9 protein-coding genes and 1 pseudogene are annotated in these 13,030 nt (G+C 31.1%); 6 read left to right on the plus strand and 4 right to left on the minus strand.

The window, feature by feature from the left end:
• From ACH2BO_RS09220 to panC, 4 genes are all read right to left on the minus strand, one after another.
• The coding region (locus tag ACH2BO_RS09220; protein WP_395044458.1) for an alpha/beta hydrolase at positions 1 to 476 on the minus strand (476 nt) is incomplete at its 3' end.
• A 51-nt stretch (positions 477 to 527) separates the two neighbouring features.
• Entirely contained in the window at positions 528 to 1,487 is a 960-nt protein-coding gene (locus ACH2BO_RS09225; RefSeq protein WP_395044459.1) for a YbhN family protein, read from the minus strand.
• A gap of 1 nt (position 1,488) precedes the next feature.
• Positions 1,489 to 1,839, minus strand: a complete 351-nt coding sequence (gene panD / locus ACH2BO_RS09230; RefSeq protein WP_395044460.1) for an aspartate 1-decarboxylase — start codon at positions 1,837 to 1,839, stop codon at positions 1,489 to 1,491.
• Positions 1,840 to 1,867: 28 nt separating this feature from the next.
• Positions 1,868 to 2,713: a pantoate--beta-alanine ligase gene (gene panC, locus ACH2BO_RS09235; RefSeq protein WP_395044461.1), complete on the minus strand. Its 846-nt coding sequence runs from the start codon at positions 2,711 to 2,713 to the stop codon at positions 1,868 to 1,870.
• Between the two features lie 108 nt (positions 2,714 to 2,821).
• On the opposite strand from panC, the gene ACH2BO_RS09240 reads away from it, so the two are divergent.
• The 6 genes and pseudogenes from ACH2BO_RS09240 to ACH2BO_RS09265 form a co-directional block, all read left to right on the plus strand.
• A complete protein-coding gene (locus ACH2BO_RS09240) occupies positions 2,822 to 3,625 on the plus strand; it encodes a glycogen/starch synthase (protein WP_395044462.1) in 804 nt (267 codons plus the stop codon).
• A 17-nt stretch (positions 3,626 to 3,642) separates the two neighbouring features.
• Entirely contained in the window at positions 3,643 to 5,280 is a 1,638-nt protein-coding gene (locus ACH2BO_RS09245) for a DUF4270 domain-containing protein (RefSeq protein WP_395044463.1), read from the plus strand.
• 13 nt (positions 5,281 to 5,293) lie between these two features.
• A complete protein-coding gene (gene glmS / locus ACH2BO_RS09250) occupies positions 5,294 to 7,144 on the plus strand; it encodes a glutamine--fructose-6-phosphate transaminase (isomerizing) (RefSeq protein WP_395044464.1) in 1,851 nt (616 codons plus the stop codon).
• A gap of 264 nt (positions 7,145 to 7,408) precedes the next feature.
• Entirely contained in the window at positions 7,409 to 10,258 is a 2,850-nt protein-coding gene (locus ACH2BO_RS09255; protein WP_395044465.1) for a TonB-dependent receptor, read from the plus strand.
• 29 nt (positions 10,259 to 10,287) lie between these two features.
• Positions 10,288 to 11,838 carry a G-D-S-L family lipolytic protein gene (locus tag ACH2BO_RS09260; protein WP_395044466.1) on the plus strand — a complete coding sequence of 517 codons (1,551 nt, stop codon included), beginning with the start codon at positions 10,288 to 10,290 and terminating at the stop codon, positions 11,836 to 11,838.
• A gap of 226 nt (positions 11,839 to 12,064) precedes the next feature.
• Positions 12,065 to 13,030: pseudogene (locus tag ACH2BO_RS09265) on the plus strand (F0F1 ATP synthase subunit beta); the annotation flags it as partial.

Genomic DNA, 13,030 nt, shown 5'->3' on the forward strand with positions numbered 1-13,030 from the left:
GGAATGTCTTTATATAAAAATAAGTTTATATATCCTGCAGTTATATCGTGTCCTGCAATTGCTTTGAAGTTTCCTACTCTATATTTAGATTGAATGTAAGGTAATAATTCTCCACCAATAAACTCGAAAAACTTTTCTCCTTTTCCTTCTGGTAAACCAGTAGTTGCATCCATTGTACAATCTTCAAAACGTTCATCATCCTCATTTTGATGAAGTCCAACAATTATTACTTCTGGCAAATCGTCCCAGTAATTTCCATATTTTATTGCTCCTTCAAAAGCATCAAATAAATAATCGCCATCTAGTAATACAATTAATGGATATGTTTTTTTTGAATCTTTACTGTAAGAAGCAGGAACAGAAACCGACAAATCTCGGTACTTGTCCATTTTTCTTGATAAAACACTGTCTTTTACTTTTTGAGAAAACATTGTTATTGAGAAACTCAGTAATAGAAATAGGAATAATTTTTTCATGTTTAGTTAGAGTTTAATGTAAGTTATTATAAACTCAAGCAATATAATAAATTATTTCTTATTAAGAATAGGAAGGAATAAAAATGACAAACCGCCAAGAATAATCATTAATACAGTTTGCGAAGTCCAAGCCAACCATCCAAATGCAATTCCTGCAGTTTTATCTACATGATATAATACAAAAATTTCGGCAATAACTAATGGATAAAAACCAAAACCACTATTAGTAAAACCAATGGTTAAGCTGCCAAATATAAAGGCAATTACAACAGCGCCAAAACCTATATCGCTGGTTTCTTTTAACGCAAAAATTGGAGCATAAAACATTAATAAATAAGTAGTCCAAATAAAAAAAGAATGAAATAAAAACATCCATTTTTTTTTCATTTTTAATATACTTGTCATTCCTTCTATTAATCCAGAAAGTTTTTCTTTTAGTTTGGCAACAATTTTCCAGTTAGAGTACAACCATATTAAGATAAAACAAACAAAAGATACAAATCCTAATGCAAGAAATATCATTAATTTTTGAAAAGGTATTTTGTCTAAAACATATTCTTTTAGTATATTAAACTGAAAAATAAATCCAATAAAGACAAACAATAAAAACAGTATAAAATCTACAACTCTTTCTGCAACAATAGTTCCAAATGCTTTATCAAAAGGAACATTTTCATATTTTTTTAAAACTAATGCTCTAGAAATTTCTCCAGAACGAGGAACTGTAAGATTCATTAAGTAGGCAACACAAACTGCCATAAAATTATTATGAAACTTTGTTTGATATCCTAAATGTTCTAATGAAAATTTCCAACGATATGCTCTAGACCAAAATCCTAAAACAGCAAGAAATAAAGATAGATAAATGTATAAATAATTTGCGTTTCTAAAATAACCTTTTATCTCATTAAGTTGAGAAGTTGTAAAGGAATTATATTGATAAACAATTATCGATGCTCCTAATCCCAAAGGAATAATAATTGATAACCATTTACTTATTGATTTTTTCAAACTATTGTAGGGAATTATTGTTTTCGTTAGGAAAAACAATCCATGGCTTGAATGTTTTTGCCTCTTCAAAATCTAAAGTTGCATAAGAAATAATAATTATAATATCACCAGGATGAACTTTTCTTGCGGCTGGTCCATTTAATGTTATTTCTCCTGAATTTCTTTCTCCGGTTATTGCATAAGTTTCAAAACGCTCACCGTTGTTGATATTTACAATAGAAACTTTTTCTCCTTCAATTAAATTAGATGCGTTCATTAGAGCTTCATCAATTGTAATACTACCGATGTAGTTTAAATCTGCTCCAGTTACTTTAACACGATGAATTTTAGATTTTACAACTTGAATTTGCATGTGGCAAAGTTAAATTAAATTTTTAATTTTAAAGAGAAATTGTATCAATCAATCTTATTTTATTAACAAAAACTGCTATAAAAGCTCTGTATTTCTTGTTTTTACTTTTTCTAATACAAGGCAGCAAAGTTGCTTCGTCTGCAATTTCAAAATATTCTAATTCAAATAATGAATCGTTTTTAAATTGACCAGTTACAAATTCTATAACCTCTTTTGCAGATTTCGTGCCAAAAAGCTGTTTGGCTTTGTTAATAGTTTTATATATTATTTCTGCTTTTTCACGTTGTAAGTTGGTTAATCTTTCGTTTCGAGAACTCATTGCTAAACCATTTTGTTCACGAAATATTGTGCATCCAATAATGTTTACTTTTATTTTTTCTTTTTCTACAAGTTTTTTTACAATCTGCAATTGCTGAAAATCTTTTTCTCCAAAATAGGCATTCGTTGGCTTTACAATATCAAACAATCGTTTTACAACTGTTCCAACTCCGTCAAAATGTCCTTGTCTAAATTTTCCTTCCATTTGATGTTCTAATCCATCAAAATTGTAATGTGTAGATTTGGTATTTCCGTCATAAATATCATCAACAGTTGGTGCATAAACAATAATTTTATCTGAAATTGATTTTATTTTTTCAACATCATTATCTAAAGTTCTCGGATATTTAGCCAAATCTTCTGGGTTGTTAAACTGTGTTGGATTAACAAAAATACTAATTACTGTTTGCAAATTATTTTTTATAGATTCTCGCAATAAAGAAAGATGACCTTCATGTAATGCACCCATTGTAGGAACAAAACCAATTGTAGAATTATTACTACGACTAGCGTTTAGGTATATGTTTAAATCTGCTTTGTTATAAAAAATGAGCATGTTATTTTCATTAAAATAGATTGCAAACTTACTACTTTAGTAATTATCTGCATAAATTTTTGTAATTTTGCATGTTTTTTAATTCTTAGTGAACAAATAATTACATAAATGGAAGATAAGAGGATATTATATGTATCATCTGAAGTGGTGCCTTATTTAGCAGAGAACGAAGTTTCTTTAATGTCATATGATGTGCCAAAATTGATAAATGATCAAGGCGGACAAATAAGAATTTTTATGCCAAGGTATGGAAATATTAATGAAAGAAGACATCAATTACACGAAGTAATTCGTCTCTCTGGAATGAATTTAGTAGTAAATGATGTAGACATGCCATTGATTATTAAAGTGGCTTCTATACCCAAAGAACGAATTCAGGTTTACTTTATAGATAATGATGAATATTTTAAAAGAAAAGCAACTTTTACTGATGAAGATGGAGTATTATATCCAGATAATGATGAAAGAGCAATTTTCTTTGCAAAAGGAGTTGTTGAAACGGTAAAGAAACTAAATTGGGTTCCAGATATTATTCATGTTCATGGTTGGATGGCAGCTTTGCTTCCAATATACCTGAAACATTATTATAAAGATGAAGCACTATTTTCTGAAACTAAAATTGTAAGTTCAATATATAGTCAGTCTTTTGAAGGAACACTTGATGTAGAATTGATCAATAAAATTGAATTTGATGGAGTTCCAAAAGAGGCAATTTCAGATTTATCAGTACCCAATTATGAAAACATAATTAAAGCATCAATAATTCATTCTGACGCAGTAATAATTGCATCTGAAAATCTTTCAGCAAGTTTAACAAAATTTATAGAATCTTCGGGAAAACCTTTTTTACCTTTCGCTGCCAAAGAAGAGTTTGCTCAGCAATACACTTCTTTTTATAAAAGTATGTTATAATAATTTTCAAAAAAAATATGAAATTCAATTCTTTTTTTAAAGCTTCTGTATTAGTAGTAACTGGTTTTTTATTAATTTCTTGTGATAAAGATTTTAATGAAGTTGGAACCAATATTATTGGCGAAGATCACTATGATTTTAAAATTGATAGTACTAAATCTGTAGTTGCCTATAACCAAGCACTTGGAGCGGTTCAGTCTAATAATTTACCAACCAATGCTTTGGGATATTACAACCATCCACTATTTGGAAAAACCAAAGCTAGTTTTGTAACACAAATAGAACTTATTGCTGCCAACCCAACATTTATAAAACCTGCAGAAGTAGTAATAGATTCTGTTTATTTGTATATTCCTTATTTTAGTAAATATAAAAGCACAACAACAGCAGGCGATAAAATTTATGAGTTAGATTCAATATACGGTAACAACACAATTAAATTAGATGTTTTCGAATCAGGATATTATCTTAGAGATTTTGATGCATCAACAGGTTTAGAAGAAGTTCAAAAATATTATTCAAATCAGAAACAATTATTTGATGATAATAAAGGAAATGGTGGACTTAGATTGAATGATGCTAGTGACGAAAAACAAAACGATAAATTTGAGTTTAAAACAACCGAAATTAAACTTCAATATCTAGATGAAGACGCTCAAACAGTTGTAAAAGAAAGATTAGCTCCTGGAATGTTTCTAGAACTTAATGAATTTTTCTTTACTAACAAAATTGTAAATGCACCGGCAGGAAAACTATTAAATAACAATGCATTTAGAGATTATTTTAGAGGATTGTATTTTGAAGTTAATAATTCATCAACCTCTGTAGATCAAGGATCACTTGCATTATTAAATTTTAAAAACGGAAAAATTGTAATGGTGTATCAAGACGAAACTAGCGCTACAAATACAGAAAGAATTAGAAAATCAATCGAATTTAAACTTAATGGAAATTCGGTAAATTTATTCGAACCAGAAAACACTGCAACTAGTACAAATTATACAACAGCTCTAAGTAATAATACGCCAGACACAGCAACTGGCGACGAAAAATTATATCTTAAAGGTCAAAACGGCTCAATGGCAGTTATAGAATTATTTGGAGAAGATGGTTCAGATGAAAATTTAATTCCAGATGAGTTGGATGCTATTATAGATGATGGTTGGTTAATAAACGAAGCTAGTTTAACTTTTTATATTGAAAAAAACGCAATGTTTACTTCTAATGAACCTTATAGAATATATCTTTATGATATGGAAAACAATGTTCCAATTTTAGATTATACTACTGATAGATCTACAAATGCTGCAGACCACAAACTTGATAAAGTAATTCATGGCGGTTTATTAGAAAAAGAAGATATAGATAATGGTAGAGGAACACAATATAAAATTAGATTAACTAATTATTTAAGAAGTTTAATTGCTGATGAAAACAGAAGAGATAATGTAAAATTAGGATTGGTAGTTACTGAATCTATTACTGCAACAACTAATGCAAAACTTGCAAATCCTATAACTACTTACAATGATATTGACTTAACACCAATTGCAAGTGTTATGAATCCGCTTGGAACAGTATTATATGGTAGTAGTTCAACTATTCCTGACGGAAAAAGATTAAAACTTAAAATTTATTATACCAAACCTGACTAATAAATAATAGCTTATGTGTGGAATTGTTGGATATATTGGATATAGAGAAGCTTATCCTATCGTAATAAAAGGATTAAAACGTCTAGAATATCGAGGATATGATAGTGCTGGAATAATGCTTTATGATGGAAAAGACCTAAAAGTTTCTAAAACTAAAGGAAAAGTATCCGATTTAGAAGAGAAATCTCTAAAAGAAATTACAACCAATGGAACTATTGGAATGGGACATACTCGTTGGGCAACTCATGGTGTTCCAAACGATGTAAATTCGCATCCTCATTTATCTAATTCTGGTAATTTAACAATAATTCACAACGGAATTATTGAAAATTATGAGCCATTAAAAAAGGAATTAATAAAAAGAGGTTACACTTTTAAATCAGATACTGATACAGAAGTTCTTGTAAACCTTATAGAAGATGTTCAAAAGAAAGATAATTTAAAACTTGGAAAAGCAGTTCAAGTTGCATTAAACCAAGTTGTTGGTGCTTATGCAATTTGTGTTTTTGACAAACAAAATCCAGATGAAATTATTGTTGCACGTTTAGGAAGTCCTTTGGCAATTGGAGTTGGCGAAAATGAATTTTTCATAGCTTCAGATGCTTCTCCATTTATAGAATATACTTCTAATGCAATATATCTTGAAGATGAAGAAATGGCAATTGTTCGTTTGCACAAACCATTAAAAATTAGAAAAATTAAAGACGATTCATTAGTAGATCCTTATATTCAAGAACTACAAATGAATTTAGAACAAATTGAAAAAGGTGGCTACGAGCATTTTATGCTTAAAGAAATATACGAGCAACCTAATGTTATAAAAGATACTTATAGAGGAAGACTTCATGCTAATAGCGGAATAATTCAAATGGCAGGTGTTGAAGATAATCTCGAAAAATTTGTTCAAGCAGATAGAATATTAATTATTGCTTGTGGAACTTCATGGCATGCAGGATTGGTAGCCGAATATGTAATAGAAGAATTTGCAAGAATTCCAGTTGAGGTAGAATATGCGTCAGAATTTAGATACAGAAACCCCATTATCAACAATAAAGATATTGTAATTGCAATTTCTCAATCAGGTGAAACTGCTGATACATTAGCCGCAATAAAATTAGCAAAAGAAAAAGGTGCTTTTGTTTTTGGCGTTTGTAATGTAGTTGGATCATCAATTTCTAGAGAAACTCACGCAGGAGCTTATACTCATGCAGGACCAGAAATTGGAGTCGCTTCAACAAAAGCTTTTACAACGCAAATTACAGTTTTAACGATGATTGCTCTTCGACTTGCAAAAGCCAAAGGAACAATGTCTAATTCTGATTTTCATAGATATTTACAAGAACTAGAAGTTATTCCAGAAAAAGTAGCCGAAGCACTTGAAGCAACTAACGATATTGCCAAAGAAATTGCAGCAATTTATAAAGACGCACCAAACTGTTTGTATCTTGGAAGAGGATATAATTTTCCTGTTGCACTTGAAGGAGCATTAAAATTAAAAGAAATTTCTTATATTCATGCAGAAGGTTATCCAGCGGCAGAAATGAAGCATGGTCCAATAGCATTAATCGATGAAAAAATGCCAGTAGTAGTAATCGCACCAAAACAAGGACATTACGATAAAGTAGTTAGTAATATTCAAGAAATAAAATCTCGAAGCGGAAAAATCATTGCTATAGTTACTAAAGGAGATACTCAAGTTAAAGAACTTGCCGACCATGTAATAGAAATTCCAGAAACATCAGACGCATTATCACCATTATTAACAACAATTCCTTTGCAATTATTATCATATCATATTGCAGTCATGAGAGGATGTAATGTTGATCAACCTAGAAATTTAGCAAAATCGGTAACGGTAGAATAAATTTTTTTCAACAAAATTTTAAAGGCAAGTGTAAACTTGCCTTTTTTTTTGTTTTTTTTCCAAAAAACATTAAAAAAATACTATGTACGCATAATATATTCATTATAAATCATAAATTATTATAAAAAGTTAAATTTTTCATAATTATCAATTTTTCATTATTTTGATTGTTAATTAATTATTAATAAAAAATAGTTTAAGATTATTATGAATATTAAAAAATATTTGTATTTTGGCTACTTAAACCAACAAAAATTTATACAAATGAAGATTTATTATTTTATTTTGACATTGTTTTTTTGCAGCATTTCTTTTGCTCAAAGTTCAATATCAGGTTCAGTAAAAAACAGTAAAAATGAACCAATCGCTGGAGCCAACGTAAAAGTTGTTGGGGAATCTGCCGGTACTGTTACAGATGCAGATGGAAATTTTGCTCTAAAAACTTCAAAAAAACCACCTTTTACTATAGAAATATCTAGTATTGGTTTTGGAGTAAAAAAATTAGAAGTAACATCAGCTAATCAAAAAGTTGATGCTGTTTTAGAAGATGAAGACACAAAACTAGACGAAATAGTTGTTTCGGCTTCAAGAGCGCCAGAAAGAATTAGAGAATCTCCAGTCACAATCGAAAGAATGGGAGTTAAAGACATTAAAAAATCAGCTTCTCCAACTTTTTATGACGGTTTAGAAAATCTTAAAGAAGTTCAAATGAATACAAGTAGTATGTCGTTTAAGTCTATAAACACTCGTGGTTTTGCAACTGTTGCTAACACAAGATTTTTACAACTTGTTGACGGCATGGACAATTCATCTCCATTATTAAATTTCGTTTTAGGAAATTTAATTGGAATATCAGAAATTGATGTTCAAAGTGTTGAATTACTTCCCGGAGCATCTTCTGCATTATATGGTGCAAATGCCTTCAACGGAATTTTATTCATGAGTAGTAAAAGTCCATTTACTTCTCAAGGCGTTTCTTCTTATGTAAAATATGGTCAAACAAATCAAGTTGCAGCAGGTGCTAATCCTTATTATGATTATGGAGTTCGTGTTGCACATGCTTTTTCTAAACATTTTGCTGCTAAAGCAAACTTTTCTTTTATGAAAGGAACAGATTGGTATGCAACTAATTATGACGATTTAGCTTTTCCAGGTAGAGATAGAAGTCATCACAATTACAATGGTCTAAACATTTATGGTGATGAAGTTTCAACTAATATAAAAAATGTTGCGCAAGGATTGTTAAACGCTGGAGCTATAAATGCAAGTCAATTTGCTGCTTTTAATGCTATTTTACCAAACGAAAATGTTTCAAGAACTGGTTATAATGAAACTGATTTAACAGATAATCAAGTGAAAAATGCTAAAGTTGATTTCTCTTTACATTTAAAGCCATGGGCAAATGATTTTGAAGTTATTCTGCAAAGTAAGTTTGGTTTTGGAAACACAGTTTATCAAGGTGCAAACAGATATTATTTAAATGATTTCTTTATGCAACAACATAAAATTGAGTTTAAAGGCAAAAATTTCTTCCTGAGAGGATATTTTACAACAGAAGATGGTGGAGATTCATATGATATGCGTTTTACAGGAATAAACATCAATAGAGCATGGAAATCAGATGCAACTTGGTTTGGTCAATATGCTGCAACTTATGTTCAATCAACTTTAGCTGGTGCAACTCCAGAAAACGCTCACATTGCAGCAAGAAATATTGCAGATACAGGAAGATTAATTCCAGGAACTCCAGCATTTGACGCAGCTTTCAAAAATGTAATCTCTAATCCAGATGTATTAACTGGTTCTAAACTTGTAGATAATTCTAAAATTTATCACTCAGATGCAAATTATAACTTTAAAGATTTATTAAAATTTGCAGAAGTTCAAGTTGGAGGTTCATATAGAAGATATGACTTAAACTCTTTTGGTAGAATCTACACAGATACACCAGCTTTTGGAGGTATTATTTATGACGAATATGGAGCATATACACAACTTCAAAAGAAATTTATGGAAGACAGATTGAAATTTACTGGTTCTGTTCGTTACGATAAAAGTCAAAATTTTGATGGAAGTTTCTCTCCAAGAGTATCATTTGTATATTCTGCAGGAGAACAAAAAAACCATAACTTTAGAGGGTCATTTCAAACAGGTTTCCGTAATCCAACAACTCAAGATCAATACATAGGGTTCAATGTTGGTAATGCAGTATTAATTGGTTCTGCTCCAGATAATTTAGATCGTTTTTCAGAAACTTTAAATGTTAATACAGCAGTTGGTCAAGCGTTTGCTGGAGGAACAACAGTTGTAATGACAGGTCAAAATGCTTATTATAATTCATATACAGCTTCTTCTGTTCAGGCATTTGCTGCTTTGGCTCCATCAGATCCAATTACAGCTTCAACTTTATTGAAAAAAACTAATGTTGGCCTAGTAAAACCAGAAACTGTAAAAGCTATAGATTTAGGATATAGAGGTCAAGCTAAAGGTTTCTCTTATGACATTAATGGTTATTATAATATATACAATGATTTTATTGGTAACCTAACTGTTGTTTCGCCTTTTTATGGTACAACTCAAGATTCTCCAAATCCACTTGCTGGACCAACTGATCCAGGAGCACAAACTATTCATGCTTTAACAAATGGAAACACAAGAGCTTATCAATTATATACAAATACAAATACCGAAATTAAATCTTTAGGTTTTGGAATTGGTGCTTCAAGAAAAATAATCAAAAACTTTGAGCTTTCTGCTAACTATAATTATGCTCAATTTGATTTTGATCAAGCAAAAGACCCAAGTTTTGAAGCAGGTTTTAATACGCCAAAACATAGAGTTAAAGCTTCTTTAAGTAATGACAAATTATTTAAAAACTTTGGTTTCAATGTAAGCGGAAGATGGAATGATGAATATTTATGGCAATCTTCTTTTGCAGACGGAGTTATTGATGCTGCAACAGTTGTCGATGCTCAAATAAACTATTCTATTCCAAAATTAAAATCAACAATTAAAATTGGAGCTACAAATATTGGTGGTAAAGAATATATTCAAGTTCTTGGTGCAGGAGCAATTGGTCAACAATATTTCGCATCATTAACAATCAACCCATAATAATACAATAACATAAAACACACATAATTATGATAAAAAATATTAAATGGCTATTATTGGTTTCTTTAACCTTTGTAGCTTGTAGCGATGATGAAGATGTAACGACTTATGATACATCAGACGGTTTGCCATTAACAGCAGGTTCTGCAGATTTTACTAAATATGTAGCACTTGGAAACTCTTTAACTGCAGGTTATGCAGATAATGCATTATTCATTCAAGGACAACAAGATTCATACACTAATTTATTATCACAACAGTTTTCATTAATTGGTGGTGGCGAATTTAAAATCCCTTTAATGAATGATAATGTTGGAGGTTTACTTCTTGGAGGAACACAAATTCAAGGACCAAGATTATATTTTAATGGAACTGGTCCAGTGCCAGTATCAGGAACGCCATCAACAGAAATCACAAATCATTTATCTGGACAATTTAACAACATGGGAGTTCCTGGAGCAAAAAGTTTTCATTTACTATCAAATTCTTATGGTAATCCTGCTGGAATTGGTACTTATGCAAATCCATATTTTGTTCGTTTTGCATCTTCAACTTCTGCAACCATTCTTGGTGATGCAGTTGCACAAAGCCCAACATTTTTCTCTCTATGGATAGGAAATAATGATGTTTTAAGCTATGCTACTTCTGGAGGAACCGGTACAAATCAATCAGGAAATTTAAATCCAGCAACTTATGGAGGAAATGATATTACAGATCCAAATGTATTTGCAAGTGTTTATTCTACTTTATTAGACGGAATCACTGCTGGTGGAGCAAAAGGTGTTGTTGCAAACATTCCTTATGTAACTTCGGTTCCATTTTTCACAACTGTACCAACAAACCCAATTCCGGGATTGCCAGCTGCAAGTGCTACATCATTAAATCAATTGTTTGGTGGAATTAATGCAGCTTTAACTGGTGCAGGTTTACCAACAAGATTTGCTACAATTGTTGCTGATGATGCAAATCCAGCAACTATAGAAAAAAATCCATTATTAATTGTAGATGATAGTTTAATAAACATATCAACACAAATAACAACTGCATTAATTAGCGCTGGTTATCCAGCACCAACTGCAGGTTTTATAGGAAATTTATATGGCAGAGCAAGACACGCAAGTAATGTTGCTCCTAATAAAGATTACATTTTATTAACAGCAAGAGGTGTAATTGGAACCACTCAAGCTGGAGTTCCAGCTTCATTTAGTACTATTGGAGTTTCATATCCTATGCAAGACAATACAACATTAACAGCATTTGAAACATCTGAAGTTAAAACTGCAACTGATGCTTTCAACGCATCGATTCAAGCTTTGGCTGCCGCAAAAGATTTAGCTTTTGTTGATGCAAATGCATTGTTAAATCAAGTTGCAACAACTGGTATTTCTGGGAATGGATATACTGTAAAATCAACTTATGTAACTGGTGGAGGATTTTCTCTAGACGGAGTTCATCCTGGTCCAAGAGGATATGCACTTATTTCTAATAAATTTATTGAAGCTATAAACACAGCTTATGGTTCAAACTTTAAAGGTGTAAGTTTAGCAAGTTCAAGAATATTATATCCAGCTTCTTTATAAAATAGTTTGATATAAAATATATAAACCATCAACTTCGGTTGGTGGTTTTTTGTTTATTATTTATAGATTAATTCATGTTGGAGATGTTATGTCGAAAAAAAATCAAAAAACATTTAAAAAAATAGCATTTTACTATTGATTTTCTATTTAGAAAAATTATCTTTGCACTCTGAAAAAAGACATCATTTTTTCATTTCTAAAACGCTATTAAATAAATACATAAGCAATGTCAAAAGCAATAGGAAAAGTTTCTCAAATCATCGGACCAGTAGTTGACGTAGTTTTCAACAGTAAAGATGCTGAATTACCAAAAATTTACGATTCATTAGAAATCACTAAAAAAGATGGGACTTTATTAGTACTTGAAGTACAATCACACATAGGAGAAGATACAGTTCGTACCATTTCTATGGATTCTACAGATGGTTTAAGTAGAGGTACAGATGTAGTTTCTACAGGAAATCCAATTCAAATGCCAATCGGTGCAGATGTTTATGGAAGATTGTTTAATGTAATTGGAGATGCAATTGATGGTTTAGGAAATTTACCAAAAACTGGCGAAAACGGATTATCAATTCACCGTCCAGCACCAAGATTTGAAGATTTATCTACATCTTCTGAAGTTTTATTTACAGGTATCAAAGTAATCGATTTGATTGAGCCATACTCTAAAGGTGGTAAAATTGGATTGTTTGGTGGTGCAGGAGTTGGTAAAACAGTATTAATTCAGGAGTTAATTAACAATATAGCAAAAGGTCACGGTGGACTTTCAGTATTCGCAGGAGTAGGAGAAAGAACACGTGAAGGAAATGACTTACTTCGTGAGATGTTAGAGTCAGGAATTATAAAATACGGGGAAGAATTCATGCACTCTATGGAAGAAGGTGGATGGGATTTATCTAAAGTTGATATGCCCGGAATGAGAGAGTCAAAAGCAACTTTCGTTTTTGGTCAAATGAATGAGCCACCAGGAGCAAGAGCACGTGTGGCACTTTCTGGGTTGTCTATTGCAGAATATTTCCGTGATGGTGCTGGTTCAGATCAAGGAAAAGACGTTCTTTTCTTTGTTGATAATATATTCCGTTTTACACAAGCAGGTTCTGAGGTTTCGGCACTTTTAGGACGTATGCCATCTGCGGTAGGATACCAACCAACATTAGCAACAGAAATGGGAGCTATGCAAGAGCGTATT

The organism is Flavobacterium sp. (assembly GCF_043773265.1).
GTDB lineage: Bacteria > Bacteroidota > Bacteroidia > Flavobacteriales > Flavobacteriaceae > Flavobacterium.